The following is a 25,415-nucleotide window of genomic DNA, read 5'->3' as shown; positions in this document are numbered from 1 at the left end:
CTGTCAGCCGGGTGGAAAGGCAAACTCGCTGCGCTCAAACATGCCTTCCCACAATTCCCGGCTGCCAGTCGTCCCATTTGGCAGCGTCCCAATGCGGAATGCACGTCAAAGACAACCTCAACAGCAACGTCAACGTCAACAACAACGTCAACAGCAACGTCAACAGCAACGTCAACAGCAACGTCAACAGCAACGTCAACAGCAACGTCAACAGCAACGTCAACAGCAACGTCAACAGCAACGTCAACAACAACGTCAACAACAACCCCAACCCCTCGACGCTCCGTGGTTCGTTAAGCGGAGTTCTGAACGTCCGCCATGAAGCGGAAGCGGGCAGTCATATTATTCGTTCCGCAGGGGAAAATTCAATACAAACATCGCACCGCCCAGATCCGAGCTGTCAACGCGGGCGGTGCCGTCGAGTCGCTCGGCAATTTTCTTGACGATCGCCAGCCCCAGACCGTAGCCGCCTGTGGAGCGGTCGCGGCTGCGATCGAGCCGATAAAACGGCTCAAAGACCCGCTCCCTTTCCTGTTCCGGAATGCCGACGCCGTCGTCTTCCACGATCAGGTTCCAGGAACCGGCGTTGGCTTCGGCGCGTACTCGGATGGTGCTGTGCGTATAGCGCAGCGCATTTCGGATCAGGTTGGAAAAGGCACGTCCCAGGCTGCGCGGTTCGGTGATCACTTCTTTCATCGAGGTGTCGATAGCCCAGACTATCGTGCTGCGCCGCAGATGCAATTCATCGTTTGAGATGCCGGCAGCTGCGCGCAAAAAATCTTCCAGCATGATTTTTTCCGCGTGCTCCGGAAACGGCGACTGCTCCAGCATGCTAAGGGTCAGCAATTCGCCGACCAGGATATCCAGCTCTTCCACGTCTTTGCGCATGGCCTGGATGCGCTTGTGGGAGTTGCTGTCCTTGCTGGTATCCATCAAATTGACCAAACCGAATTCGAGTCTTGCCAACGGCGTGCGGAGTTCGTGCGAGGCGGCGTTGACCATGTCTCTTTGCGCCTTGATCAAGTTGCCGATGCGATCCGCCATGTCATTAAAGTATGCGCACAATTGCTTGATCGACGAATTGTCGGATAGCTTGGCGCGCGCATCCAATGCGCCGTCGCCAAACCGTGCGGCAGCAACGCGCAATTTTTCCAGGTCGCGCCAATGCGGCGTCAACCACATCAATACTGCCGCCAGCATCACGATTAAAACAACAATGTAGGCGATGATTTGCAAGTCGTTGATATTAGGCGCGTTGATTTCGAGGACGCCGCCATCTTCCAGGGCGATATAGACGTCGCTGCGGCTGTTATTGCCGATGCCGGCCCACGCCATCTGATACCGTGCCAGTTCATCCCGGATCGATGGCGACAGCGCTTGCGTTTGAGCTGCCGACAAGCGGGTATAGCGCTGCGGGTTCAGCCGGTTCATGCGGTCCAGTCTGGCTTGCTGACGGCTGTCCTGCACGGGGCCGAGATATTCGCGCAACAGCACTGCTTCATTGGTATAGTCACGCCGCATCTCGGCCTTGAATTCAGACCGAAACAGATACGGGAAACCCATTTGCACCGAAATAATCGATAGAATCAATAGGGTGGCGACAATCAAATACAGGCGTACCAGGATTCTTAACATTATTCTTCCCACGCGATCGGACTGAACAGGTAGCCGCGACCCCATACGGTCTTGATCTTGCGCGGTTCATTCGCGTCGTCGTCAAAATATTTGCGCAGGCGGGAAATACTGACATCGACGGTGCGATCCAGACCGTCGAAGCCGATGCCGCGCCAGCGCCGCAACAACTCGTCGCGGCTCAGCACCGTGCCCGCGGCCTGAACCAGGATGACGAACAGGTTGTAATCGCTGGTCTTGAGATCGATTTCCCGGCCTTTCCAGCAAACCTGGCGTGCCGACAGATCGACCTCCAGTTCGCCAAATCGCAGCGCTGCGCTACGGACCGCCTGGTCGCGCGAATCAAGCCGGCGCAAGATGACGCGCAAGCGCGCCAGCAGCAATCTCGGTTCCACCGGCTTCAGCATGTAATCGTCGGCGCCTATTTCGAGACCGGTGACCTGGTCGAAAATGTCGGCGCGGGCCGTCAGCATCAAGATCGGCAGCGCCGAATTCTTGCGGATCGCACGGCAAATATCCATGCCGTCCATCCCCGGCAGCATCAGGTCAAGCACCACCACATCCGGCTGTTCCCGCGCAATGGCATCCAGCGCCAGGTCGCCGCGCAGCACTAGCGATACCTCAAAACCGTAGCGACACAAATATTCGGATATCAATTCGGCGAGACGCGCGTCATCTTCTATCAATAAAACCTTCTTCATTCCACTTTTCTCCCATTTTTTTCATCATAGCGTTTCAGGCAGATGCCAGACGACCCCATTACAAACAAAAACATATTGACACGGACTTACACATTTTCTTCACCAAAGCTTCACAGACATCGTTCGCCGGATTGTCGAGAATGCCTCGGCTTTATTAACCGGAGAGAATTTTGAAACACCAGATCAAATCGATAATCGTCGTCACTTTGTATTGCACTCTCGCCTCGCGTATGGCATCGGCGGAACAGCTTGCGCAAGCCCAGCCGAAGGCGCCGCTGCAGGCCAGCCAAATCACCCTGGGACTCGGCGCCGGCGCCATGCCGCGCTACGCCGGCAGCGACGAGTACCGGGCGGTGCCGGTACCGGTATTGAACATCGTCACGCCATCGGGATTTTTCTTCGACAGTTCGCAGGGTGCAGGCTATCGCTTCGATCTCAGCGACATGCTGTTTGCCACCACGGCCATCTCTTACGATCCCGGACGCAAGGATTCGAACGACGGTCTCGAGCCCGGATCGGCAAAACTGAAAGGGATGGGAGAAATCAAAGGTTCGGTGCTGGCCAAAGTCGGCGCGGGCATCAAGCTCGGCCGCATCGGCACATTCACAATCGATGTCTCGCAACCGGTCAGCAACCGCGAGCGCGGCCTGTCGGCTGTTGCGCAATTGAACAGCACCGTGCTTTCACTGACAAAAGACCGGGTCGAAATCAGCGGTGGCGTCTCCTTCGGCAGCGCGAAATACAACCAGACCTACTTTGGCGTCAGCGCGATCCAAAGCAGAAATTCAGGCTACGCAAAATATAAGGCGGACTCAGGCTTGAACGCGCTGAATTCTTCTGTCACGTGGACGCACAATTTGAGCAAGACCTGGTCTGTCTCCACCATGCTAGGCGTCACGCATTACGTGCAAAAAGCGGCCAGCAGTCCGATCGTGCTTGCCAAGACGAACTACAGCGGATTTACAACAATCAATTATTCGTTTTAGCTGAACGGGAAATGATCGTCGGCAGTTGTTAATCCAGGCGTGGTTGACATGGCGGCCAACCACGCGACAAGCGCAGCTTGACACTGCCAGGGGCGCGACCTATAAAGAAAAAACGCATTATCTTGTTCCCGCTATTGCCACCGGAAGTAATGCAATTCGCACCTGTCTGCACGGACGTATTTGTTGGTAAAGGCGCCAATAAGGGATCTCACACAACCGGACATCGAAGGAGCGTAAACATGAATCGTTTTTTCAAAATGATCAGTCGCATTTTGATTGTGAGCATGCTGGTAAGTTTTTATCCGGCTCACGCCGGTATCGTTGGAACCAACCAGTTGATTAGCGCGACGCAGGCACAAGGCGACCGTGAAAAGGTGATGAACTTTATTAGCCGCACCAATGTCCAGCAGCAGTTCGAGACACTCGGGGTGACGCCAGGGGCGGCGAAAGAGCGCGTCGCTGCCATGACCGATGAAGAAGTCAGAACCATCGCCGGCCAGATCGATAGCTTGCCCGCCGGCGGCTCCAACGGTTGGGCTATTGCGGCAGGCGTCATTCTCATTGCCGCGGCGATTTTCTATTTCGTGTACAAATAATGCGCCGCATGCGGCTTGGAATATCGGCCCGCCTCCTGGCGGGCATTCTTTTTTGTGCGCTGATGCTTGGCGGCTGCGCAATTGCACCGCAAACGCGCTCGCTGGAAACCAATCGTCCAAGCGGCTTGCCGGAGCGCGTGGAGCTTACGGCAGTCCCTTTCTTCCCGCAGGAAGAATACCAATGCGGACCAGCCGCACTTGCCACGGCCCTCAACAGCGGCGGCGTGGAAATCCGACCGGAAATATTGACCGATCAGGTTTATCTGCCGTCGCGCAAAGGCAGCCTGCAGGTCGAAATGCTGGCAGCCACGCGCCGCAACGGGCTTGCCGCGTACGTTCTGGCCCCGCAGCTTGCCGATGTGCTGAGGGAAGTCGCGTCCGGTACGCCGGTCGTCGTACTGCAGAATATGCTGGTGAGCTGGTATCCGCTGTGGCATTACGCGGTCGTGGTCGGGTATGACCTGGACAAGGGTAAGTTGATCCTGCGCTCGGGCACCAACGCCCGCCAGGTATTGCCGTTCTGGTATTTCGAACACACTTGGCAGCCCAGCGAGCATTGGGCGATGGTGGCGGTCCGCCCGGATCAGATACCAGCGACCGCCACCGAGATCGGCTATGCGTCCGCCGCGGATGCGCTGAACACAAGCGGACAAAAAACCGCCGCCGCCACGGCCTATTCCACGCTGTTGACACGCTGGCCGAACAGCCTGGTCGGCCAGCTGGGGCTGGGCAACATTTACTATGCAGCCGGCAAGCTGGCCGAAGCCGAATCCGCATTCCGCAAGGCGACAGAAAGCCACCCGGACTCGGCCCCGGCCTTCAACAACCTGGCCCAGACCCTCGCGGATCAGGGCAAGCTCCCGCAAGCATTGCAGGCAGCGCAAACGGCGGTCAGTCTCGGCGGGCCTTTTCTATCCGCATCCAAGGACACGCTTGAGGGCATTCTGAGCAGAGGGGCCGCGCAACCTTTATCACACTAGAGAGAAGCTCTACCACCCAAGCCGCCGCTCATTTTCTGCGGGCTCTGGAACCGATGCTCTCCGCGCCGGCTGCCACAGTCCGGCGGCCGCCGCCAGCAGCGATAACACGGCGCAGACCGCGATCGCGGCGACAAATCCGGCGCTGAAGGTCTGTGCGGAGCCGAGGCCGCCGGTGCCGGCGAACACCGCGACCGCGATCGCGATCCCCGATGCGCCGCCGAGCAGGCGGAACATATTGAAGACGCCGGACGCCTTGCCGAGCTCGGCGTTGCTGACCGCGCCCAATACGGCTTTCTGGGCGGCCGGTCCGGCCATTGAGATGCCGGCCCCGGCGACAATCAATGGCAGCACCAGAAAGAGATAGGGCAGGTCGGGTGAAGCGATCAGCGCGATCCAGGCGAATCCTAGCGCTTGCAGCACCAGCCCGGCGACCATCAGCGGCCGCTCGCCGATGCGGTCGACCAGGTTGCCGGCAACCGGCGCGATCGCGAACAGGGTGGCGGTCCAGGGCAGCAGGCGCAGGCCGGCGCCGAGCGGACCATTACCTTGCGCCGACTGGAAAAACTGTGGCAAGAAGAACAGCACGCCATACATCGCGGCATACAACAAGAAGCTGGCGGCTATGCCGGACGAAAAAGCGCGTGAGCGGAACAGCCGCATCGGCACCATCGGCTGCGCGCTGCGCAACTCCCAGGCAATGAAGCCGGCGGCAAACGCCAGTCCGGCGGCGAGGGCGGCAAGCACCTCGACGCTGCTCCAGCCGGCCTCGTTGCCGCGCATCAGCCCCCACACCAGACCGACCGCCGCGCCGGTCACCAGCACCACGCCGGCGACATCGATCGCGGTTGGCGCGCCAAAGCTCTCCGGTATCCGCCGCTGCGCGAGCGGGATCAGCACCAGGCCGATCGGGATATTGAGCCAAAAGATCCACTGCCAGGCCAGGCTGCCGGCGATCGCGCCGCCCAGCAGCGGGCCGGCGATCAGTGCCAACCCGGTGATGCCGCTGAACAGGCCGAGTGCCTTGCCGCGCTGTTCCGGCGGAAATGCCGCGCTCAACAGCGCCATCGCCAGCGGGGTCAGCAGCGCGGCGCCGGCCCCCTGCACGATGCGCGCAACAATCAGCCACTCGATGTTTCTGGATAAGGCACAGGCGGCCGACGCCGCGACAAACAGTCCCAGACCGAGGACGAACATGCGGCGCCGGCCAAAACGGTCGCCCAGCGCGGCGCCGCTCAACAACAGAGCCGCCACACTTAGGCTATAGGCATTCATGGTCCATTCGAGCGCGCCGACCGAGGCGTGAAGGTCGGTACGGATGGCGTTCAACGCGGTCGCGACCACCATCGCGTCCAGCATGGCCATCAGCACCGCGACCGAGGTCAGGACCAGGACCCAGGTCCTGGTGGCGCGGTCGTTGGCCGGCTTATTGGCCGGCCCCATGAGCTGGCTATCCTGTTGGCTGCGCATCATATTGCCTCCTGCGTGGTGATGTCGGCCACCGACAATTCAGTCTCGGTCGCTCTGAGGAAGTCGAGCAGTGCCTGGTTGAACGCCGCAGGTGTCAGGACCGGGGCTGCATGCATGCCGTTGGGCAGCACCACCAGCCGCGCGCCGGGAATGCAGCGGCTGGCGGTGTCGGCCACGATTCGGTAAAACGGCCGCGTCAATTCGCCCCTTGCGATCGCCACCGGCACCGAGCTCCGGCCGAGCTGGGCGCTGCTGAGCGACGGTGGCGGCGGGGCGCCGAACAACAGGGGAATGGTGCGCGCATTGTCGAGAAAGACTGCGCGCAGTGGAGGCGCGAGCGTCTCGAACAGGCCGGCTTGATGGTTGGCGCTGTCGAACACGAACTGCACCGCCCTGGCAAACTGGCCGGCCTGGTTGGCGCTGATGGCGGGTGCGATCATGCGCTGGCGATCCTCGGCAATCGTTTTGGCATCCACCGGATCGGTGACAAAGGTCCCGCTGCCGGGTTCGTAGGCGAACAGGCTCCTGACCAATTCCGGATGCTGCATCGCCAGCACCAAGCCGAGCGCCGCGCCATACGACCAGCCGACCACATGCACCGGGCCCGCATGCAAGCCGCGGATGAAGGCGGCGAGGTCGTCCAGGTGTGTGGCGAACGAGAACTTGTCGCCGCCGTCCCGCCATGGGTTAGCGCCAAAGTAGCGTTGCGAAAACGCGATGTAGCGGTAACGCTGTGCGACCGCCTGGCGCTGCCCGCGCCAGACCCGGTGGTCGGAAATATAACCGTGGACGAACACCACCGGGGTGCCTTGGCCCTGTTCCAGAAACGGCAGACTGACGCCGTTCACACTGACCTGCTTGATGCTTGCTGTGATCGGATTGTTCATTATTTGCCTCCCAGTGCGCGATCGAGCTCGGCCCGCAGCACGGCCTGGAAACCGGTCACGTGCTTGGCGTCGAGCAGCGTATGGTGTTCGCCGCCGACTTCGATGTAGCGGTTGGGCGCGCGCGCGTAGTCATCCCAACGCTTCAGTTCGTGCTCCAGGTAATCCTGCTTGCTGCCCCACAGTGGATCGGCGTAGAACACCGTCACCGACTCCACCATGCCGGCCGGGACGTAAGCGTGGCCCAGGTCCGACAAGCCCAGCGCGAGCGCCGCCCAAGCCTGCATCCTGGGCAAATCGAGATCCAGCTCCGCCAGCCGATCCGGCGCAGCGATCTGGAACAGGTAGGCGCACGGGTCCTGCGCCGACAGCGTGGTCCGCAGCTGCCGCGGCAATTCCTCCATCTGCTGGCGGTCTATCAGCGACAGGAAGAAAGCCAGCATGACGGCGCTCTCGACCGCGTCGACCTTGCCCCTGGGATGTTTGATCCAGGGCGGCGCGTCTATGCTGCCGACGAAGGCAACCCGCTCGCCTTGCGCCTCCAGCATGCTGGCAACCGGCAACGCCACCGGGCCGCCGTAGGAATAGCCGGCGATGGCGTAAGGCCCGTGTGGCTGGCGTCTGCGGATCGCGGCGACATAGGCGCTGATCATTTCGTCAAACGTTTGGAAGTGCTGTTCACCCCGGTTGAAGCCGCGCGCCCGCAGCGCATAAAAAGGGCGTTCGTTGACAAAATAATTGGCCAGGTTGACGAACACCAGCACCTCGCCGACGCCGGGGTGGATGCAGAACAGCGGCGTCTTGCTGCCGCTGGCTTGCAGCGGGACGATCGGATCGTATTCGGTGCGCTGGCCGGCAGCCGCAGCTGCATCGGTGTGGGCCGCCAGCGCGCGGGCGCTGGGGTTTTGCAAAATGCTCATGATCGAGACGTCAATGCCGCCATCGAAGCGTTGTTCGAGCTTGCGCTTGAGCTTGAGAATATCGAGCGAGGTGCCGCCCAGATCGAAAAAACTGGCGCTGGCGCTAACAGTTGCCGGCGCCAGCCCGAACATCTCGGCATAAGTCTGCACGATCGCGGCTTCCGCCGGCCCCTCGGGAGCGCTGTATCCGCCTTGCTGGCGACTGGTCACGCCGGCGATACGGGCAACATGTTCGGCGAACTCGCCGGCTTCCAGGCGCTTGCGCAGCGTGGCGCGCTGGATCTTGCCCAGGCTGGTCTTTGCGAACGCATCCTTGGGCAACGGCAGGATCAGCGCCGGCCGGAACCCCCACAGCAAAATGGTGGTATTGCGCACCGCGACGCAGAGCCGGTGCAGCCTGGCCTCGTCATCCAGCGGGAAGGAGGCGGCGAACGTGACGACCAGCTGCTCGGTGTCGGCCCCTTCGGGGCGGGTGGGGAAGGCAGCCACGAAGGAGCGCTCGATGCCGTCCAGTTGCTGCAGCACCGTCTCCAGCTCATGACTGAAATAATTGGCGCCGCTGACGATGATGCTGTCCTTGCTGCGGCCGACCAGGCTGAGCCGGCCGCGTTCGAGACGCCCCAAGTCGCCGCTGTGGAACCAACCGTCGGCAGTAAATGCGGCCCGGGTCGCCGCCGGGTTGTTGAAGTAGTGGCTGAAGATCATCGGGCCGCGCAATTGCAGTTCGCCGGATTCGCCGGCCGGCAGCGCGCTGCCGCGCTGGTCGACGATGCGCATCTGGAGTCCGGTGATCGGCCGGCCGAGAGAGGCAAACTCCCGATTGCCGTCGCCGTCCGGGAATTCACGCGAATACACCGAGCCGGCGCAAGTCTCGGTCATCCCGAACGCCGGCCACAGCGCGCTGCGGGCAAGTCCGTGCGGCGCCAGCAGATCGAGAAAGCGGCGCCCGGTCTCGACCACAATCGCCTCGCCGCCGGAGATGATGTGCCGCAAGCAGGACAGATCGAGGCTGCCGGACTGGCGCTCGGTCGGCCCCGGCTGCAATGCGGCATTGATTTGCCCGAACAGAAAGTTGGGCGCAAAAGTCATCGACACCCGGTAGCGGTCGATCAGACGCAGGAACAGCAGCGGATCGGCCAGAATCGGCGCCGTTTCCACATGCAGCTGCGTCGCGCCGACGTACAACGGCAGCAGGTGCGCCTCCAGCAGGGCCGCAACGTGGTCGAACGAGATCCAGTTGAGCGTCACATCGGCGGCCGTCAACTGCTGCCGCTCGGTCTTGCCTGCCATCGACGCCAGCAGATTGCGATGCGTGAGCGCGACCGCCTTGGCGTTGCCGGTGGAACCGGATGTCAGCATCAGGACGGCCGGGGTCTCGCGCTGCGGCGGATACACCGATTCCTCAGGGGGATTGCTGCGTAGCGACTGCAGATCGACGGCGTTGGTCATGCCGGAAAGCTCTTTGCGCAGAGCTGCGGTGCTTACCAGCAGCGGACCGTCGAGCAAGGAAATCACATGCGCGAGGTGCTTTACCCAGCGCTCCGGGTCGTTGCGGATCGGCGTCAGCGGGCAAGGAATATACCCGCCCAGCGCGCAAGCCCAGAAGGCCGGGATGAAATCATCGCTGCGTTCAAGCAGAAGTACGACCTTGGCGCCGGAGCTGCGGCCCTGGGCGCGCAGGCCGCCGAGGATGCGGCGCGCCTCAAGCAGCAGCGCCGGATAGCTCAGGAAATCACCTTGTTGGTCAGGCTCGCCGGAGATAAAACGCAGACCAGAGCCAGGATGCCGGTGTGCCGCCGACAACAGCAAGTCGGCGATGCCAAGGTTGGGATTGACGGGACGTGAGAATAAAGCTTGCTGAGCCATGACGACATCTCCTCGGGCTACGATGTCTGCGTCGCCCCAAGTCAGCCCGTCCACTTGCAGTTCTACTGCGGGAAGGCTTGCCAGGTCCCGCTGCAGTGACTTCGGATGGGACCGTTGGAATTTCAATGTAGGTCGCCGGCGCAGGAGGCGTAGCTGCCAGGGTTGACAGGGGAGAAGTTTGCCAGCTGCGACAACTCGGGAAAACGTACTCGGAAAAACGTAGGTCGGAAAAGCGCAGCGCCTTCCGACGGCGTGAATCGCGTCAATCGGTCAAGCCCTTGTTTTTTTTAGCGGCCGGCGGCACGTCGGAAGACGCTGCGCTTTTCCGACCTACGATCCTTTAGCAGCTCAAATTGCCGAAGTTGGCTTGTCGCCAACAACAATCTGCGCTATCTTGCCCACGTCGCGCAGAAAGTACGCGATGCGGTGTGAGAACCGCTTACAACTCACCGGGCAGACGGCTCTTGTCGTCTGCCTCATCAATGCTCGTCTTCCATGGCGGTCACTTGGTGGGAATACCTACGGGTATGCCGGTGTTTTGGTGAGTTGTACCGGTTTCTCACGCCCACTTTGTGCCCGCCACCTTCGTCGCCCGACGCAGGGCGGTTAAATTCACCGTACGAGGAGAACAGCATGCATGGCAACAATCCGTCGCAACCATCCCCAGCTACCCCCGCAATCGTGTATCTCAATCGCGCCATCGACAACGCCTGTCTCGGCATGCATAGCGCAACAGACGTGCTGCGCGTCTTCAAGGCGATGCGCGACCTTTCCAAAAACAATGAAGTGATGCAGGGACTGGCGCTGACCGGCATCAAGTTGGCCGACGACCACTTCAATATGTTCGACGCCGAACGTGGCGAGCTGGAACGGGAGAAGGCAGGCAAGGAGTAATTCGGTTGCGGTTGAGCCGAAGGCGAAGCCCAACATTTCATCTCCGTCGCCGCAAATAACGCCGATTCCATTTAATCCAGCTGTCGCTTCTATCAGGATATAAGTTGCACAGGAGCATCCTATGATGGTTCCAGGCGCTCAGCCGGGCGTCGGGAACCATAGATCCTACAAACAGGAGATTATTCATGGGTACTCAGAATTGGAATGGTGGCAATCGTCTGACCGTCAGCCAAGGAAATTCGCTGCAGGCCGTCAATGTGATCGTCAATCCGATCAATGTGGCGTTCCTGTACAACTCGACGACCGCAGCACAAGCAGTGCCAGTTACTTATATCGGCTCCAATCAATATGTCTCCGTGCTGACCGCCCCGGAGACGACCGGCAATCAAGGCTCCGCCGCGATCCTGACTTTCTCCGGCGCTAGCCCAAACATCAACGGTTCATCCAGCCTGACCGCTTCGATCACGCCTTCCGCCGGCAGCGGCGTACAAGCGGAATCGTGGTTGGGCAGCCAGTCGATGCCGACCAATACCACCGGTCTCAACAATCAGCAGCTGCAGGCCAACGGCGACAGCAAACCGTTCAACAAGTACAGCCGTTATTACTTCGTTCCGAGCGCGCAGCACTATAACCTCAACGTGACTTCCGGCATCAACGCCTTTTATTTCGCGCTGTTCAACGCGTCCGGGCAAGTGACGATCTATGTTCTGAATGCGCCGGACACTTCCTATCAGCCTATCGTTCAGCAATTCGACGGCGACACCTACGCCGCTCAAAACACCAAGGTAGTGGTGCTGACTTCCTCATCTGTGAACATCACGCTGTTTGGCAACAACCAGCAGTGGGTGGCGATGAACGCCGATAGCCTTAACGATTCCACCAATGTGAGCATCACCCTGACTTCGCTTGGCTAAGCGTTAGCCGATGGTGCATTGCGCCGCATCGGCTTGGTTCAAGCCGGTGCGGCGTTTTATCGCGATGGCGAGCGCGACGACGATCAGGATCCCCGCGACGGCGAACGTGATGTGCATGCCGGTGGCAATGGCAGCGGGACGCGCCATTGCCATGTCGGTCGCCGCCGACGCCAGCGCGAATACTGCGCCCATCGCAGACGCGCCGGTAATCAATCCGAGATTGCGCGACAGGCTGAGCATGCCGGAAATGACGCCGCGCTGGTCGGCGCGGATGTCGCTCATGACCGCGGTGTTGTTGGCCGCCTGGAACAGTGCATAGCTGGCGGTGATGCAGACAATCGGGGTGACGTATCCAGCGATACCGAATGTCGCCGGGACCAGGGATAGAACGCAGCAACCGGCCGCCATCCCAATCAGCCCGGCGATGGTCATGCGTTGCGCGCCAAAACGGTCCACGATGCGGCCCGCCGGCACGCCGGTCAGCGCGGCAACCAGCGGACCGGCCGATAAGACCAGCCCAACCAGAACGGCTTCGAGCCCGAGCGCACGAGAGAGGTAGAACGGTCCCACCACCAAGGTCGACATCATCACCGTCGACACCAGCGCGCTCATGGCGAGGCTGGCACTTAGAACCGGATTGCGGAACATCGCCAATCGGATCAAAGGTGACGCGGCTTTTGCTTCGACCCGCAGGAAAAGGGCGGCTACCAACACGGCTGCCAGCAGCAGGGCCGCGTTGAGCGCACCGAATCTGCCCCGTCCTATCGTCATGGCAAGCGCATAAGCCGCGAGCGTAACAGCAAGCAGCAGCGTGCCTGTATGGTCGAAGCCGGTCCGATCCGTTTTCGGTCTCTGGCGATCAGCGGGCAGGTAGCGCTGCGCGAGAACAAAATTCAGGATGCCTAGCGGGACGTTGACCAGGAAGATCGCACGCCAACCGGGACCGGCGATCAGCAGGCCGCCGAGCGACGGGCCCAAAGTGGTGCCAATCGCGGACATGGTGCCGAGCAATCCCATGGCGCTGCCGGTCTTTTCTTTTGGCACCGTCTCACTGACGCATGCCATGGCGAGGGCCATCATGACGGCTGCTCCAAGGCCCTGCGCGGCCCGGGCGGCAACCAGAAACCAAAGCGAGGGAGCGACGCCACACAGTAGCGAGGCCACCGTGAACAGGACGATCCCGCCCAGCAGCAAGCGGCGGCGGCCGATGATGTCACCGAACCGTCCGACGCTGACAATCAGGGTGGTGATGGCAAGGAGATAAGCGAGGACGATCCACTGAACTGCCTGGAAAGAAGCGCCGAACGCTTGCGCCAGCGTCGGCAAGCCGGCATTGGCGATGCTGGTATCGAGTGAGGACATCAACATGGACAGGGAGAGACCGGCTAGCGCCCAGCGAACCGAAGGTGTGCCTGTGGCGTTTGAGGCGCTTCCGGCTACTGCCTCATCTGGTCCGCTAATGAGGCGTTTGTAGTTGTAATCAGCCATTTTTTAGCAGCCAGACATTCTCTTGTGCTGCACATTTCCCCTTCAGTCCGCCAGCGACATCTGTACTTGCCATGAGAGTCAGATCATAGCTATCCCTGTAGTGTTGATTTACCTCCTCGTTACTGATTGAAAAAGGTGGACCTTCCATCAAGCTCTGGTCGTATTCATAAGCAATGAGCAGCTGCGGTGCTTTTTTCGTTATCTCCATCAAGTGCGCTGTGTAGCGATTGCGGATTGTTTGGGGCAGTGCCACTAACGCCGCTCTGTCATAAATGGCATCGACTACGCCCAGTGTCTTTCCAGACAAATCAAAAATATCGCCGACAAATAGGTCGATATTTGGTGCGCTGTAGTGCTCCAATTCACCGGCTCCCGATATTTTTGGTGCGACTCCAAGCTCGGCAAATAATTGTTCGATGGCTATTTTGCTCAATTCAGCGCCGGCAACACGATAGCCATTGGACAGTAGCCAACGGATATCAAGCGTTTTACCGCACAACGGTAAAAACACACGACTGCCTTTCGCTAAAGAAAGTGTTTTGAAATAATTCACCAATAGTGGATTGGCGTCATTTTGGTGGAAACCAATGTCATTTTTTTCCCATTTTTGGTGCCAAAAATTTGTATCCAAAATATTCCCCTTAGAAATTTATTTACCTGTCAGAAGCGTACTCCATAGGCTGGTATGGCGGAAGACGCACCATTTGCACTTTATTCGTGCGTTTGGCGCCATATCAAAAACAAACTGCGATAATGTCCAGTGTCCTGAGTTACTAATTCGTTGAAGATTTAAATATGTCGAAATCGTCACGAGACAAGGAACAAAGCACAGCAAGGCTGGAGCCTTGCGCGCATTTGTGACGCGGTATCGGGGCGATTCTCGGCTTATTTATTCAACGAATTAGTAACTCAGGACACTGTGTATGTCGACTCCAGATTTCAACTTACTTGTCACTCTTGACGTAGTGCTCGCAGAAGGGAGCGTTGCACGCGCAGCCCAACGCTTGCGGCTTAGCCCGTCGGCGATGAGCCGTGCGCTTGCGCGATTGCGGGAGACGACCGGCGATCCGCTTTTGGTCAGGGCCGGCCGCGGTCTGGTTCCGACACCCCGAGCGCTCGAACTCCGCGAGCGTGTTAGCCAGCTGGTTTTGGATGCGGAAGCGGTGCTCCGTCCTGCCGAGACGCTCTACCTCAAACAGCTCGTCAGGACGTTCACGCTGCGTACCCGCGACGGCTTTGTCGAGAACTTCGGAGCGGATTTGATTGCCCGCGTCGGCGAGCAGGCTCCTGGGGTACGGCTCTGCTTCGTGCAGAAAACCAACAAAGAGAGCACGTCTCTACGCGACGGCACCGTCGATCTGGAGACTGGCGTGGTGGGCAAGACGACTGGTCCGGAGGTTCGTGCACGTGCGTTGTTCAGGGATCGTTTCATCGGCGTGGTACGGATCGGGCACGCGCTGAGCCAAGGCGACATCACGCCTGCCCGTTATGCGAGCGGTCGGCACATCTGCGTCTCGCGGCGGGGGCTTGACCGGGGGGCGATTGATGAAGCCTTGCAACCGTTCGGGCTGGAACGACAGATCGCCACCATCGTCGAAGGGTTCTCGGCTGCATTGGCGCTCGCTCGGGCCTCCGACCTGATCGCCAGTGTTCCCGAATGGCAAACCGGAAACCTGCGCGCCGGCATGCATAGCTTTCCGCTTCCGGTCGCGGCGCCGGAACTGACGATTTCATTGCTCTGGCACCCGCGGCTGGATGCCGATCCAGCGCATCGCTGGTTGCGCGGCCTGGTGCTGGAGACCTGCGCGGCGCTTCGCTAAATACTAGGCGGCGCATGACATTGAAACTTGCAATACCAATGTCTATGCTGACAGAGCAACGCGTAACGCGTTGTTTTTTCTGGCTCTTTCCTATTCCCGTGAAGAATTTCCAATCAAATAATGGGGTTCCAAATGAAAACACTAATAAGCGGTTTGCTGGCAGCCTTGCTGGCTTTGGGAGGAACGGCAGCGCTGGCGCAATCTGCGGCACCGAATGATGCGCAAATAGCCGGCATCGTTGTTGCTGCCAACACGGTCGACATCAACGCCGCCAAGGTGGCCAAATCGAAATCGCACAATAAAAGCGTCAAAGAGTTTGCGCAGCGCATGATCACCGACCATAGCGGCGTCAACAAGCAAGCCACGGCCCTGGTCACCAAACTCCGCGTCACGCCGGAGGACAGCGATACCAGCAAGAGCCTGAAAGAAGGCGGCGCTGCCAACGTAAAAAATCTCAAAACGCTGAAGGGCGGCGAGTTCGACAAGGCCTATATCGACAATGAAGTTACTTATCATCAGGCGGTGCTGGATGCGATTGACCAGACCCTGCTGCCCAACGCCCAGAATGCCGAGTTGAAAGATTTGATTTCGAAAGTACGGCCTGCAATCGACGCGCATTTGCAGATGGCGAAACAAATTCAAGGAGCGATGAAATAACCATGAACCCGTCCGCTTATTCAAGTCGCGGCGGCTGGCGGCATCAACGGCTGGCCCTGACCAAAATGCTGTTGATCGCCGTCGCCGCCACGGCCTATGCGGCTGCCATCGGCGCCGCGCAAGCCAACACCCATACCGTCGTGATCGAGGGCTTGAAGTATTCGCCAGAGGTCATCGAGGTCAATGCCGGCGACACGGTGGTATGGACCAACAAAGATCCTTATCCGCACACGGTGACGGCGGACAATCGCAGTTTCGACTCCAAGCAAATTGCGCCGGATCATTCATGGAAATTCACGGCCAAAGCGAAAGGCGAGTTTTCCTACACCTGCACCGTGCATCCGACGATGAAGGGAAAACTTGTCGTCAAGTGAGTTACCGAAAAAACACCAGCCGCGTAGCAAACACGTAATCGGCCTCGGTCGCCATCAAGCCCACCAGCACCAGCAGGCATAGCGGCGGTATCAGGATGGCGTACACCAGCGCCAGCCGTTCCCACGCCATGTGCATGAAGAAGGCCACGATCAGCCCGGCCTTCATCAGCATGAACAGCAGGATCAGACCCCAGCGTAGATAGCCCTGGAAGTGCAGCACGTCGACCATGAACGAGAACGTGCTGAGGATGAACAGCAGGCCCCAGATTTTGAGGTAGAGACTGATCGGATGTGTTTGTCCTGTGCCGGAAGTCATGGCGCACCTCACCAGAGATAGAACAGCGCAAAGATGAATACCCAGACCAGGTCGACGAAGTGCCAGTACAGGCCGGCGATTTCGACGATCTGGTAATTGCCGCTTTGTTCATAACGGCCGCGCAGCACGCGCACCGCGACGGTGAGCAGGTAAATCACGCCGGCCGTGACGTGCAGGCCGTGAAAGCCGGTGATCATGAAGAAGGTGGAGCCGAACTGCGGCGCGCCCATCGGATTGCCCCACGGCCGTACGCCTTCCTGCACGATCAGCTTGGTCCATTCGAACACTTGCATGCTGACGAAGGTGATGCCGAAGGCGGCGGTGGCCAGCATCAGCAAGGCGGTGCGCAGGCGGTCGCGGCGGTAGGCAAAATTGACCGCCATCGCCATCGTGCCGCTGCTGCTGATCAGCACAAAGGTCATGATCGCGATCAGGATCAACGGGATTTCGTGGCCGCCGATGTTGAGGGCAAACACTTTGCCCGGATTGGGCCAGGGGATGGTGCTGGAGATGCGCACCGTCATGTAGCCGGTCAGGAAGCAGCTGAAGATGAAAGTGTCGGACAGCAGGAAAATCCACATCATCGCCTTGCCCCACGACACGTGAAAAGCCTGACGGTCTGACGACCAGTCCGCGACCAGCTGGCGCCAGGCGCCGAACGATGCCGGTGCGCTGTCTTGCGATGAAACGATCGGGGTACTCATGCGTCCTCCCGGTGTTGTCTGTCAGCCTTCAGCGTTCAACGGATGCCGCATACCAGCCGCACCAGGTCCGGCGTCAGCCAGCCCAGCGCTGCGAACAAGACTATCCATAGCGCCAGCAAAAAATGCCAGTAACGCGCGCATAACGCGATGCGCCAGGCGACTTGGGCGGCGTCAACCGCAGCGGTGTAGCGCCACGCGCCGCGTGCGGTGCGCGCCCACGCGACCAGCCCGCCCACCACGTGCAGCCCGTGCATGGCGGTCAGCAGGTAAAAGAAGCTGCCGGCCGGATTGCCGGCCGCCGTGACGTGGATCGTCAGCAGCGCTTGCCAGCCCCACCATTGCACCCCGAGGAAGACACAGACGCAAGCACCGCCCGCCAGCAGCAGGGTGCGGGCGGTTGACAGATGCGCTGCGCGTGCCGCCTGCGTTGCAAAATGCAGCAACACGCTGCCACCCGCCAGCAGCAACGTACTGAGCCACAGCTGCCAAGGCATGGCGAGCGGCGACCAGTCGCCGGCGTTCATCCGCATCGCATAGGCGGTGAGGAATAGCAGGAACAGCGTGCTGGCGACGATCATGAATAGCCATAAGGCGATGCTGGCGGCGGCACTGTCGATGCCGGGCCGGCGCCGGTAGTCGGGGCCAGATCGGGGGGCAGGGCTGTCGTAGCCCTGGGGGCCGACGCCGGCGGCTCTCAACATCGGGCCCGGGTTCATGCCAGTGCTCCTGTGCTGGCGGCCTGCGGTTCGGCGCCGCCGGCTGCGGGTGGTTCATTCTGCGGGATGAAGTCCTCTCGCGCGCCCGGCACGCTATAGGCGTAGGCGCCGCGATACACGACCGGCAATTGCGGCCCCCAGTTGCCGTGCGCGGGCGGGGTCTGCGGGGTTTGCCATTCCAGCGAGCAAGCGCGCCACGGATTGCCGCTGGCCTTTTTGCCGTAAAAAACGCTCCACACCAGGTTGAAGATAAACAACAGCTGGTAGGCCGCCACCACGATCGCAACGATGGTGATGAAGGTGTTGAGCGGCGCAACCGACGGCGGGATGAATTTATAGCCGCTGAATTCGTAGTAGCGGCGCGGCATGCCGAGGATGCCGAGATAATGCATCGGGAAAAAGATCGCGTAGGTGCCGAGGAAAGTGACCCAGAAATGCAGCCGGCCGAGCGTTTCGTTGAGCATGCGGCCGGTGATCTTGGGATACCAGTGATAGATGCCGCCGAAAATCACCAGCAGCGGCGACACCCCCATCACCATATGGAAATGGGCCACCACGAAATAAGTGTTGGAGAGCGGGATGTCGACGCTGACATTGCCCAGGAACAGTCCGGTCAGGCCGCCGATCACGAAGGTGCTGACGAAGGCCAGCGCAAACAGCATCGGTACCGACATGTGGATATCGCCGCGCCACAAGGTCAGCAGCCAGTTGTAGACCTTGATCGCGGTCGGCACCGCGATCACCAGCGTGGTGGTGGCGAAGAAGAAGCCGAAATACGGGTTCATGCCGCTGACGAACATATGATGGGCCCAGACCACCATGCTCAACACGCCGATGGCGATGATCGCCCACACCATGGTGCGGTAGCCGAAGATGCTTTTGCGCGCATGCACGCTGATCAGGTCGGATACGATGCCGAACGCCGGCAGCGCCACGATGTAGACCTCGGGATGGCCGAAGAACCAGAACAAGTGCTGGAACAGCAACGGACTGCCGCCCTTGTAACCGGTCTGCTGCCCCATAGCCAATATCGAGGGCATGAAGAAACTGGTGCCTAGCGTACGGTCGAGCAGCATCATCACGCCGCTGACGAACAGGGCAGGGAAGGCGATCAAGGCCAGGATGGTGGCGACGAAAATGCCCCACACCGTCAGCGGCATGCGCAGCAAAGTCATGCCCTCGGTGCGCGCCTGCAGCACGGTGGTGACGTAATTCAGCCCGCCCATGGTGGCGGCCACGATAAAAATCAGCAGCGACACCAGCATCAGGATGATGCCCCACTCGTAGCCGGGAGTGCCGGGCAGGATCGCCTGCGGCGGGTACAGCGTCCAGCCGGCGCCGGTCGGTCCGCCCGGCACGAAGAAACTGGCCATCAGCACAATCACCGATAGCAGGTAGACCCAGAAACTGAGCATGTTCAGGTAAGGGAAAACCATGTCGCGCGCGCCCACCATCAGCGGGATCATGTAATTGCCGAAGCCGCCCAGGAACAGCGCTGTGAGCAGGTAGATCACCATGATCATGCCGTGCATGGTCATGAACTGGTAGTAGTGGGCGGCGTCGATGCCTGCAAAGCGGCCCGGGTATCCCAGTTGCAGTCGCATCAGGTTGGATAGCACCAGCCCCACCAGCCCGGCCAGGATGGCGACGCTGGCGTACTGGACCGCAATCACCTTGTGATCCTGGCTCCAGACGTATTTGGTCAGGAAGCTTTGCGGCGCGTGGTGGATGCTGTCGTCGTTGCTGGTCATGGCATTCCTCGTTTAAGGTGGCCTAACTTAGCGGCTATTGCTGGGCGGTGGTGGCTGGCGGGCCGTTGGATTTGATGTAAGCCACCAGCGCCTCCAGTTCGGCATCACTGAGGTCGATCTTGGGCATCATCGGTGCGTAGCCTTTCACTATCAGTGCCTGCGGGTTGCGGATGAAGTTCTTCAGGTAGGCTTCATCGACCAGGGCGGTGTTTCCGTTTTCCATGGTTTCGGTTTTGCCGTAGAGTCCCTTCCAGGTCGGACCGACTCTCGGACTGCCATCGACGGTGTGACAGGCGACGCAGGCCTTGGACTCGGCCAGCGCCTTGCCTTGCGCCACCAGTGCCTCCGGCGTGCGCGGGGCGCTGGCAGCGCTGGTGCTCGGTGCCGCCATGGTCAATGCAAAAGTCGGCTGCGCTTTGAGCCAGGCCTGGAAGCTGGCCTGATCCTCCACCACCACATAGCCGCGCATATTGGCGTGGCCGACGCCGCACAGTTGCGCGCACAGTACTTCGTAACGGCCCGGCTTGTCGGGGGTGAACCAGAACGAGCTGACCATGCCCGGCACCATATTCATGCGGGCCCGGAACGGCGGCACAAAAAAGTCATGCAGCACATCTTGCGAACGCAGCAGCACTTTGACCGGCTGGTTCAGCGGCAGATGCACTTCGTTGCTATTGACCAGCAGATTGTCCTGACCGGCCGGGTCGCTCGGATCGATCCCGAAAGGATTGGCGGCGCTGACCAGGTTGACGCTGGTCCGGCCCAGCCTGCCGCTGGCGCCGGGAAAGCGGTACCGCCACTGCCACTGCTGGCCCAGCACTTCCAGCTCGATCGCATCGCGCGGCACCTTGAGGTAAGCGCCGTAGACCAGCAGGCCCGGCGCCAGCAATCCCATGATGGCAGCCGCGGTAGTGGTGATCAGCCACAATTCGAGTTTTTTGTTGTCCGGTTCATAGGCCGCGCGGCGCCCCTTGCGGTGACGAAAGCGCAACAGCGTATACACGATGAAAAGATTGATGACGACGAAGAAGAAGCCGGTGATCACCAGTGTGATGGTCAGGGTATCGTCCATCTGTCGCCAGTTCGACGCCAGCGGCGTGAGCCACCACGGGCTGACCAGATGAAACAGCAGCGCAGCGACGACGATCACGATGAGTGCAATGGCCATGGCCATATCAGTCCTCTTTTTCGCGGGGGAGAAGCGCAGAAGTCTCAAGACGCAATAAGAGTACTCCTACTCTTGGAATTTGTGTTGATGACCTGTAATAGGCAACAGGCTGTGCCGGCGTCATTCAAAAAAAAGCCAAAGACTTGCGCCTTTGGCCAACAGGTACTCCCAATATGTGGCGGCTTGTTATTTATCCGGGGTGCGCCGCTCCAGCTGCCAGTACATGATGGCGGTCGCCATGCCGAAGATCAGGTGGCTCGCCATGTTGGCCAAGCCGCGCATTTCGGCAAACCAGGAGAAGAAGCGGACCATGCCGTAAAAGTTGAACATATACAGAGCCAGACCGAATACCGCGCCGGTCAGCAGCACCATTCCCGCGCTTGAATCGAAATGGAAGGGGGCGATGATGCCGGCCAGGATCACGCCAAAGACAATCCCCAGCACATAGTGCGTGGCCAGCGCGACGCCGACGATGCCTGCACTGAAGCTGGTTTGTTGCATGGTGTCCGGTCCCAGCACGATGGCGGCCACCATGCGCGAGATGATCCAGGGACTGGAGTCGGCCATGATAGAGGTCCACAGCAGTTCCAGAACCATCACAATCGCGCCGGCGGCAAAGCCTGATGCCGCTGCCGCAGGCCAGTCCGGCATGCGCCGCTCCAAATGATGTGAATGCATGTGAAGTTCCATGTTTACCTCCGGGAAAGCGCCAGCAAAATCAAGGATTTAGCTCGTTTTGCCGGCTTGACGAGCATTTGCCAACTTCAATTTAGTACAGATTCAATAACATGCAATGCGGCGGCTACGGAGTGTTGCAGCATTGCTCCAGGGCACACGGGCACTTCTAAAAACCGTAGCGAGCGGCCCAAGGTCTGGGGGAGAAGCGCAGCCGTACGGAGGTACGGTGAGCATCGCAGCCCAGAGATTGGGTCGCGCAGTAGGTTTTTAGAGGTGCCCATACGTTGCGGCTCTATAATTGCGGCCTTACCGGTAGGCAAATGAACATCCATCACGACCCCAAACACCTGCACATCAAGCCCGGCCTAGCGATCGCGATCAGCGAGATCGACCTGAGCGCGGTGCGCGCGCAGGGGCCCGGCGGTCAAAACGTCAACAAGGTTTCATCGGCGATTCACTTGCGTTTTGACATTCTTGCCTCGTCGCTGCCCGAGATCTACCGGGCCAAGCTGCTGGCGCTGAATGACCAACGCATCACCAAGGATGGCGTGATCATTCTGAAGGCCCAGCAATCGCGCAGCCAGGAACAAAACAGGATAGACGCCTTGCAGCGCTTGCAGGAACTGTTGTTGAGCGTCACCGTGACGCCGGCGCAACGCCGTCCAACCAAGCCCGGCCGCAATGCGCAGCGCAAGCGGGTCGATAGCAAAACCCGGCGCGGCAAAGACAAGGCGATGCGCGGCAAGGTGCTTATCTAAACATTTCCTTCCAGGAACAGCCGTTCACGCAGCAAGTCGCCCCTCTCTGATAGAAGCCGTCCGACTGCCTCACCCTGTCAAGTTCTACAGTTGTATAGACAATGTTCCTTCTGTACAACTTGCCGGTTGTATAACTTGGAGACTTGTCATGACCAGCTTTGCCTTGCCCGTCACCCGGCTTTTCAACATTCAACATCCGGTCGCCGATGCCGTGCGCGCCGCGCAGCATGAACCGGCCCGCGTCGGAGAAATGGCTGGTGTCCAATGAATCGGCCTATTCCAGTTTCGGTCCAATATGGACAAGGCCCGCGTCAGGTGGTGGTGCTGTCGCCGGTGCTGTCGGCGTGGGACGAAGGCAAGTTCTTTGCGCCGCTGACCAGGGTGCTGACGGCTGCCGGATATTGCGTGGTGATCTATGACACGCTGTCGCTGCTGCCTGACAAGCCGATGGCTTTTCGCCAGTTCGTCGGCCACTGGTCGGCTATCCTTGAGCGGCTGGGACCGATCGAGTTGCTGGCCGGCTGCGCGCTGGGCGGCAGCGTGGTGCAAGCGCTGCTGAACGATACCTGGGCCGCGGCATTGCCGCGCGTGCTGCTGCTGTCGGCGCCGACCCATGCGGATCAAACCTTGAACTTGCGGCTGGGCGGAATCGTCGATCACGCGCGCGCCAGCCGCTTGGGCGCTGCGCTGACGCTGCTGGAGGGGCTGGTGCTGCCCGAGCCCGCGCAATCCCCGCTCAAATTCGGCAACAGGCACGTCGCCGGCAACGGTAGCAACACCAGTGCCGACGAAGCGCAGCGCCTGGCGCGGGGATTTGAATTGCTGCTCGATGTCGATGTGCGGCCGTCGGTGCTGGCGTTTGAAGGCCGTCTACTGCACATCTACGGCCGCCGCTCGCAACTGGTGCGCGGCAATAACGTGCTGGTGCGCGGCATTCCGCAGCATCGCTGCGTCGCCATACCGGACGGCGGCATGCGTCCGCTGTTCGACGATCCGGAGCGGGTCTGCGCCGAAGTGCGGGAACATCTGGGCATCAATCTGCGAGGGACGCATGGGCGCGACTGATGCCGCGCCCAGCCCTGTCATGCTTGCCAGTTGTTGATATTTCAAAGCGCACGTACAGTTTTTTGCCAACCTTAGCTAAGGACCGTCAACATGCGCAAAATTGACATCACCTGGGTGTCCCTCGACATTACGGTTACCGCTGTTCTGGAGCGCGACAAGAATCCACAGCTGGCGGATCTGCTGTGGGACAAGCTGCCGTACAACAGCCTGCAGAATCACGCCTTGGTGTCCGGCCATCATTTGTACCATCTGGCTCCGTTCCCGGAACTGCTCTATACCGCTGCGGCATTCAAGGAAGACCGCACCAAATCTGTGGACGGCACGCTGTTCCTGTCGCAGCTGCAGCATCTGGCGATCAAGTACGGACCCTTGTCCGAATACATTCCGGCCGCGCCGGTGGGTCATGTGATCCCCGAACACCTGCCGCTGCTGCGCGAAGCCGGTCGGGCGTGCTGGAAGGCGGCGCATGAAACCAAGCAGGTGATTGAGGTCCGGGTCAGCCATCACGGGACCAAGCGCGGCGATTTTTCGCTGCGCTGGGAACCGGCGACCGGCGCTCCCCACGTGAAGCAATTGATTCATGCGATACGCGCCGCCACAGAGTTGATCTGGATTCGCCCGCCGCAGGAAGTGCTCAACATCCATTCCGGACAAATCACCAGCCGTGCCGGCAGCTATGAGCAATACCTGTCGACCATGGTGTTCGTCAACGGCGAAACCCGGCCGCTCGGCTACAACGCACTAAACGGCTTGGTCCGGCTGTGTGAGAACAAGGATATTTCGCTGGAGACGCTGCGCATCGTGACGCCGAATTTCATTAAAACCCCGGCTGAATTCCTGGGGTATTGCGGGCTCGACGATCTGTGGAGTTTTACGCAAGAGGTTCTCGCCATCCTGCCCCATCTCAAAACCAGGGAAGAGTATTTCTCGCTGATTTCAGCCCTGGCGCTGTACGCGAATTGCCTGAACACATGGAATTTGCATTATTTTCCATGGCAATTGGGGAATCAGTTCGGTTATCAGCGGGTGCCCGGCAACGCCGATCTGGCGCGGGCATAGTCAGTTCTTTACCCCTTCGACGCTGAAATACAGGGTGACGCCGTCGCTGACGAACGGCGTAAAGTGGCCAAGCTTGAAATCGCTGCGTGAAATTTTTGCAAAACCGTCGGCGGCGCAGGCGGGCTTGCCGCCGGTCGCCGTGGAATGGCAATCGAAATGGGTCACTTCCAGCGTCGTCGGCCGCGTGATGCCCTTGATCGTCAGCTCGCCTTCGGCCTGCACCAGACGCTCCTGGTCGAAGTGCAGCCGCGACGATTTAAAACTGATTTTGGGATGATGGTCGACATCGAAGAAATCGGCTGAACGCAAGATCTTGTTGAGCAGTTCCAGGCCGGTGCTGATCGAGGCGGCATCGACTTCGATGTCGATCACGCCGGTTTTTGTTTGTTGATCAAGTTCGATGAAGCCAGCGTTGCGATCGAACCTGCCGCGTTGCAGCGACAGGCCCCAATTGCGATATTCGAAAATTGACCAGGTATGTTGCGGATCGATATCGAAGCGTTCGGCGGCCAAGCCCGGGATGCTGATGGATAGAAGTAACAGCAAATGAACGAGGCTTTTCATCATCGAATCGGTCGATCTATCGGATGAAGTGCACTGGCAGGGATCAAAGCAAGACATCAATGCGTGACATTGATGTGACGCATTGATGTTTTACAGAAAACCGAAATCCCGGTAGCACCAGCATCAGAACGTCGAGCATTGGAGGAAGCCGTGATGCCCGAAGCAGGTGGTCGTCATTGGGTAGCGTTCGATGTTGTTTTTTGTGTCCAGACGCAGCACGCAATCGCGCCACTGGTTGGAGTCGGCTTTATATCCGAGCCGGTCGCAAGCCGGGCCATAGACGTGGACCATTTCATCGACATCGCGCTGTGCTTGCGCGGCGCGTTCGGCTTCCGTCGCGCAACCGGAGAGCATGGCGCTCAGGGCCAGGAACATGAGTGTACGCATAATAAGCCTCCTTCTTTTCCATATGCGTTAGAGATGCTCGGCGGGCCCCAAGTTTTGCTCATAATGTAAG

27 protein-coding genes are annotated in these 25,415 nt (G+C 59.8%); 11 read left to right on the top strand and 16 right to left on the bottom strand.

The genetic code is table 11. The features are described 5' to 3' along the window. Positions 1-34: 34 nt before the first annotated feature. The 3 genes from ACFPM8_RS17090 to ACFPM8_RS17080 form a co-directional block, all read right to left on the bottom strand. Positions 35-265 carry a hypothetical protein gene (locus ACFPM8_RS17090; RefSeq protein ID WP_378999192.1) on the bottom strand — a complete coding sequence of 77 codons (231 nt, stop codon included), beginning with the start codon at positions 263-265 and terminating at the stop codon, positions 35-37. Between the two features lie 77 nt (positions 266-342). Next, positions 343-1,635, bottom strand: a complete 1,293-nt coding sequence (locus tag ACFPM8_RS17085; RefSeq protein ID WP_378999189.1) for an ATP-binding protein — start codon at positions 1,633-1,635, stop codon at positions 343-345. Further along, positions 1,635-2,333 carry a response regulator gene (locus tag ACFPM8_RS17080; protein WP_378999187.1) on the bottom strand — a complete coding sequence of 233 codons (699 nt, stop codon included), beginning with the start codon at positions 2,331-2,333 and terminating at the stop codon, positions 1,635-1,637. Before ACFPM8_RS17080 ends, ACFPM8_RS17085 begins: the two co-directional genes overlap by 1 nt. 170 nt (positions 2,334-2,503) lie before the next feature. Between ACFPM8_RS17080 and ACFPM8_RS17075 the strand changes: the two genes are divergently transcribed. The 3 genes from ACFPM8_RS17075 to ACFPM8_RS17065 all read left to right on the top strand — a co-directional run bounded on the left by ACFPM8_RS17075 (position 2,504) and on the right by ACFPM8_RS17065 (position 4,895). Next, on the top strand, positions 2,504-3,319 hold the full coding sequence (locus ACFPM8_RS17075) for a MipA/OmpV family protein (protein WP_378999184.1): 816 nt from the start codon (positions 2,504-2,506) through the stop codon (positions 3,317-3,319). Positions 3,320-3,558: 239 nt separating this feature from the next. Further along, a complete protein-coding gene (locus ACFPM8_RS17070) occupies positions 3,559-3,915 on the top strand; it encodes a PA2779 family protein (protein ID WP_378999182.1) in 357 nt (118 codons plus the stop codon). A gap of 62 nt (positions 3,916-3,977) precedes the next feature. Further along, positions 3,978-4,895: a PA2778 family cysteine peptidase gene (locus ACFPM8_RS17065; RefSeq protein ID WP_378999180.1), complete on the top strand. Its 918-nt coding sequence runs from the start codon at positions 3,978-3,980 to the stop codon at positions 4,893-4,895. A gap of 9 nt (positions 4,896-4,904) precedes the next feature. Here the strand turns inward: ACFPM8_RS17065 and ACFPM8_RS17060 are convergent, their stop codons facing one another. The 3 genes from ACFPM8_RS17060 to ACFPM8_RS17050 are packed head-to-tail and all read right to left on the bottom strand — an operon-like array spanning position 4,905 to position 10,032. Continuing rightward, on the bottom strand, positions 4,905-6,365 hold the full coding sequence (locus ACFPM8_RS17060) for a DHA2 family efflux MFS transporter permease subunit (RefSeq protein WP_378999178.1): 1,461 nt from the start codon (positions 6,363-6,365) through the stop codon (positions 4,905-4,907). Next, on the bottom strand, positions 6,362-7,249 hold the full coding sequence (locus ACFPM8_RS17055; RefSeq protein WP_378999175.1) for an alpha/beta fold hydrolase: 888 nt from the start codon (positions 7,247-7,249) through the stop codon (positions 6,362-6,364). The genes ACFPM8_RS17060 and ACFPM8_RS17055 overlap by 4 nt, the downstream gene beginning before the upstream one ends. Then, positions 7,249-10,032, bottom strand: coding sequence for an AMP-binding protein (locus tag ACFPM8_RS17050; protein ID WP_378999174.1), 2,784 nt, complete (start codon positions 10,030-10,032; stop codon positions 7,249-7,251). Before ACFPM8_RS17050 ends, ACFPM8_RS17055 begins: the two co-directional genes overlap by 1 nt. A 633-nt stretch (positions 10,033-10,665) precedes the next feature. On the opposite strand from ACFPM8_RS17050, the gene ACFPM8_RS17045 reads away from it, so the two are divergent. Both ACFPM8_RS17045 and ACFPM8_RS17040 read left to right on the top strand, forming a co-directional pair. Further along, positions 10,666-10,926: a hypothetical protein gene (locus ACFPM8_RS17045; protein ID WP_378999172.1), complete on the top strand. Its 261-nt coding sequence runs from the start codon at positions 10,666-10,668 to the stop codon at positions 10,924-10,926. 185 nt (positions 10,927-11,111) lie between these two features. After that, positions 11,112-11,840 carry a hypothetical protein gene (locus ACFPM8_RS17040; protein ID WP_378999170.1) on the top strand — a complete coding sequence of 243 codons (729 nt, stop codon included), beginning with the start codon at positions 11,112-11,114 and terminating at the stop codon, positions 11,838-11,840. A gap of 3 nt (positions 11,841-11,843) precedes the next feature. On the opposite strand, the gene ACFPM8_RS17035 is transcribed toward ACFPM8_RS17040, so the two are convergent. Further along, the gene (locus ACFPM8_RS17035; protein ID WP_378999168.1) at positions 11,844-13,328 is read right to left on the bottom strand and encodes an MFS transporter; all 1,485 of its coding nucleotides are present in this window, start codon (positions 13,326-13,328) and stop codon (positions 11,844-11,846) included. Next, the gene (tmpT, locus tag ACFPM8_RS17030; protein ID WP_378999166.1) at positions 13,321-13,959 is read right to left on the bottom strand and encodes a thiopurine S-methyltransferase; all 639 of its coding nucleotides are present in this window, start codon (positions 13,957-13,959) and stop codon (positions 13,321-13,323) included. The genes ACFPM8_RS17035 and tmpT overlap by 8 nt, the downstream gene beginning before the upstream one ends. Before the next feature lie 292 nt (positions 13,960-14,251). Here tmpT and ACFPM8_RS17025 point away from each other — a divergent pair, with 292 nt between their 5' ends. The 3 genes from ACFPM8_RS17025 (at position 14,252) to ACFPM8_RS17015 (ending at position 16,179) form a co-directional block, all read left to right on the top strand. After that, positions 14,252-15,148: a LysR family transcriptional regulator gene (locus ACFPM8_RS17025; protein ID WP_378999164.1), complete on the top strand. Its 897-nt coding sequence runs from the start codon at positions 14,252-14,254 to the stop codon at positions 15,146-15,148. Positions 15,149-15,280: 132 nt separating this feature from the next. Beyond that, entirely contained in the window at positions 15,281-15,805 is a 525-nt protein-coding gene (locus ACFPM8_RS17020; protein ID WP_378999162.1) for a DUF4142 domain-containing protein, read from the top strand. Positions 15,806-15,807: 2 nt separating this feature from the next. Beyond that, entirely contained in the window at positions 15,808-16,179 is a 372-nt protein-coding gene (locus ACFPM8_RS17015; RefSeq protein ID WP_378999159.1) for a cupredoxin domain-containing protein, read from the top strand. 1 nt (position 16,180) lies between these two features. On the opposite strand, the gene ACFPM8_RS17010 is transcribed toward ACFPM8_RS17015, so the two are convergent. The 6 genes from ACFPM8_RS17010 to ACFPM8_RS16985 form a co-directional block, all read right to left on the bottom strand. Then, entirely contained in the window at positions 16,181-16,495 is a 315-nt protein-coding gene (locus ACFPM8_RS17010; protein ID WP_378999157.1) for a cytochrome C oxidase subunit IV family protein, read from the bottom strand. An 8-nt stretch (positions 16,496-16,503) separates the two neighbouring features. Further along, on the bottom strand, positions 16,504-17,199 hold the full coding sequence (locus tag ACFPM8_RS17005) for a heme-copper oxidase subunit III family protein (protein ID WP_378999155.1): 696 nt from the start codon (positions 17,197-17,199) through the stop codon (positions 16,504-16,506). 35 nt (positions 17,200-17,234) lie between these two features. Next, entirely contained in the window at positions 17,235-17,915 is a 681-nt protein-coding gene (locus ACFPM8_RS17000; protein WP_378999154.1) for a cytochrome c oxidase subunit 3 family protein, read from the bottom strand. Then, entirely contained in the window at positions 17,912-19,666 is a 1,755-nt protein-coding gene (gene ctaD, locus ACFPM8_RS16995; protein ID WP_378999151.1) for a cytochrome c oxidase subunit I, read from the bottom strand. The genes ACFPM8_RS17000 and ctaD overlap by 4 nt, the downstream gene beginning before the upstream one ends. Positions 19,667-19,700: 34 nt before the next feature. Then, positions 19,701-20,840 carry a c-type cytochrome gene (locus ACFPM8_RS16990; protein WP_378999149.1) on the bottom strand — a complete coding sequence of 380 codons (1,140 nt, stop codon included), beginning with the start codon at positions 20,838-20,840 and terminating at the stop codon, positions 19,701-19,703. A 180-nt stretch (positions 20,841-21,020) separates the two neighbouring features. Beyond that, positions 21,021-21,512 (bottom strand): hypothetical protein, encoded by a 492-nt coding sequence (locus tag ACFPM8_RS16985; protein ID WP_378999147.1) that lies wholly within the window; start codon positions 21,510-21,512, stop codon positions 21,021-21,023. Positions 21,513-21,832: 320 nt separating this feature from the next. Here ACFPM8_RS16985 and arfB point away from each other — a divergent pair, with 320 nt between their 5' ends. The 3 genes from arfB to ACFPM8_RS16970 all read left to right on the top strand — a co-directional run bounded on the left by arfB (position 21,833) and on the right by ACFPM8_RS16970 (position 24,394). Further along, positions 21,833-22,270: an alternative ribosome rescue aminoacyl-tRNA hydrolase ArfB gene (gene arfB, locus ACFPM8_RS16980; RefSeq protein WP_378999145.1), complete on the top strand. Its 438-nt coding sequence runs from the start codon at positions 21,833-21,835 to the stop codon at positions 22,268-22,270. Positions 22,271-22,534: 264 nt separating this feature from the next. Beyond that, entirely contained in the window at positions 22,535-23,335 is an 801-nt protein-coding gene (locus tag ACFPM8_RS16975) for an alpha/beta fold hydrolase (RefSeq protein WP_378999144.1), read from the top strand. A gap of 90 nt (positions 23,336-23,425) precedes the next feature. Further along, positions 23,426-24,394 (top strand): cucumopine synthase-related protein, encoded by a 969-nt coding sequence (locus ACFPM8_RS16970; RefSeq protein WP_378999142.1) that lies wholly within the window; start codon positions 23,426-23,428, stop codon positions 24,392-24,394. Here ACFPM8_RS16970 and ACFPM8_RS16965 read toward each other — a convergent pair whose 3' ends face one another. Both ACFPM8_RS16965 and ACFPM8_RS16960 read right to left on the bottom strand, forming a co-directional pair. Then, the gene (locus ACFPM8_RS16965) at positions 24,395-24,961 is read right to left on the bottom strand and encodes a YceI family protein (RefSeq protein WP_378999140.1); all 567 of its coding nucleotides are present in this window, start codon (positions 24,959-24,961) and stop codon (positions 24,395-24,397) included. 120 nt (positions 24,962-25,081) lie between these two features. Then, complete coding sequence (locus tag ACFPM8_RS16960) at positions 25,082-25,345, bottom strand: hypothetical protein (protein ID WP_378999138.1); 264 nt, start codon at positions 25,343-25,345, stop codon at positions 25,082-25,084. Between the last annotated feature and the right edge of the window lie 70 nt (positions 25,346-25,415).

Origin of the sequence: Paraherbaspirillum soli, from assembly GCF_042654985.1 — a bacterium.
GTDB classification, from domain to species: Bacteria; Pseudomonadota; Gammaproteobacteria; order Burkholderiales; family Burkholderiaceae_D; genus Paraherbaspirillum; species Paraherbaspirillum soli.
The sequence above is the reverse complement of the archived record's forward strand: the minus strand, read 5'-3'. Positions and strand labels throughout refer to the sequence as shown.

Excerpts from the sequence above, each read along its gene's own strand:
- ACFPM8_RS17085 (WP_378999189.1), bottom strand. The coding sequence starts at position 1,635 with ATGTTAAGAATCCTGGTACGCCTGTATTTGATTGTCGCCACCCTATTG.
- ACFPM8_RS17080 (WP_378999187.1), bottom strand. The coding sequence starts at position 2,333 with ATGAAGAAGGTTTTATTGATAGAAGATGACGCGCGTCTCGCCGAATTG.
- ACFPM8_RS17070 (WP_378999182.1), top strand. The coding sequence starts at position 3,559 with ATGAATCGTTTTTTCAAAATGATCAGTCGCATTTTGATTGTGAGCATG.
- ACFPM8_RS17065 (WP_378999180.1), top strand. The coding sequence starts at position 3,978 with ATGCTTGGCGGCTGCGCAATTGCACCGCAAACGCGCTCGCTGGAAACC.
- ACFPM8_RS17060 (WP_378999178.1), bottom strand. The coding sequence starts at position 6,365 with ATGATGCGCAGCCAACAGGATAGCCAGCTCATGGGGCCGGCCAATAAG.
- ACFPM8_RS17055 (WP_378999175.1), bottom strand. The coding sequence starts at position 7,249 with ATGAACAATCCGATCACAGCAAGCATCAAGCAGGTCAGTGTGAACGGC.
- ACFPM8_RS17050 (WP_378999174.1), bottom strand. The coding sequence starts at position 10,032 with ATGGCTCAGCAAGCTTTATTCTCACGTCCCGTCAATCCCAACCTTGGC.
- ACFPM8_RS17045 (WP_378999172.1), top strand. The coding sequence starts at position 10,666 with ATGCATGGCAACAATCCGTCGCAACCATCCCCAGCTACCCCCGCAATC.
- ACFPM8_RS17040 (WP_378999170.1), top strand. The coding sequence starts at position 11,112 with ATGGGTACTCAGAATTGGAATGGTGGCAATCGTCTGACCGTCAGCCAA.
- ACFPM8_RS17035 (WP_378999168.1), bottom strand. The coding sequence starts at position 13,328 with ATGGCTGATTACAACTACAAACGCCTCATTAGCGGACCAGATGAGGCA.
- ACFPM8_RS17025 (WP_378999164.1), top strand. The coding sequence starts at position 14,252 with ATGTCGACTCCAGATTTCAACTTACTTGTCACTCTTGACGTAGTGCTC.
- ACFPM8_RS17020 (WP_378999162.1), top strand. The coding sequence starts at position 15,281 with ATGAAAACACTAATAAGCGGTTTGCTGGCAGCCTTGCTGGCTTTGGGA.
- ACFPM8_RS17015 (WP_378999159.1), top strand. The coding sequence starts at position 15,808 with ATGAACCCGTCCGCTTATTCAAGTCGCGGCGGCTGGCGGCATCAACGG.
- ACFPM8_RS17010 (WP_378999157.1), bottom strand. The coding sequence starts at position 16,495 with ATGACTTCCGGCACAGGACAAACACATCCGATCAGTCTCTACCTCAAA.
- ACFPM8_RS17005 (WP_378999155.1), bottom strand. The coding sequence starts at position 17,199 with ATGAGTACCCCGATCGTTTCATCGCAAGACAGCGCACCGGCATCGTTC.
- ACFPM8_RS17000 (WP_378999154.1), bottom strand. The coding sequence starts at position 17,915 with ATGAACCCGGGCCCGATGTTGAGAGCCGCCGGCGTCGGCCCCCAGGGC.
- ctaD (WP_378999151.1), bottom strand. The coding sequence starts at position 19,666 with ATGACCAGCAACGACGACAGCATCCACCACGCGCCGCAAAGCTTCCTG.
- ACFPM8_RS16990 (WP_378999149.1), bottom strand. The coding sequence starts at position 20,840 with ATGGCCATGGCCATTGCACTCATCGTGATCGTCGTCGCTGCGCTGCTG.
- ACFPM8_RS16985 (WP_378999147.1), bottom strand. The coding sequence starts at position 21,512 with ATGCATTCACATCATTTGGAGCGGCGCATGCCGGACTGGCCTGCGGCA.
- arfB (WP_378999145.1), top strand. The coding sequence starts at position 21,833 with ATGAACATCCATCACGACCCCAAACACCTGCACATCAAGCCCGGCCTA.
- ACFPM8_RS16975 (WP_378999144.1), top strand. The coding sequence starts at position 22,535 with ATGAATCGGCCTATTCCAGTTTCGGTCCAATATGGACAAGGCCCGCGT.
- ACFPM8_RS16970 (WP_378999142.1), top strand. The coding sequence starts at position 23,426 with ATGCGCAAAATTGACATCACCTGGGTGTCCCTCGACATTACGGTTACC.
- ACFPM8_RS16965 (WP_378999140.1), bottom strand. The coding sequence starts at position 24,961 with ATGATGAAAAGCCTCGTTCATTTGCTGTTACTTCTATCCATCAGCATC.
- ACFPM8_RS16960 (WP_378999138.1), bottom strand. The coding sequence starts at position 25,345 with ATGCGTACACTCATGTTCCTGGCCCTGAGCGCCATGCTCTCCGGTTGC.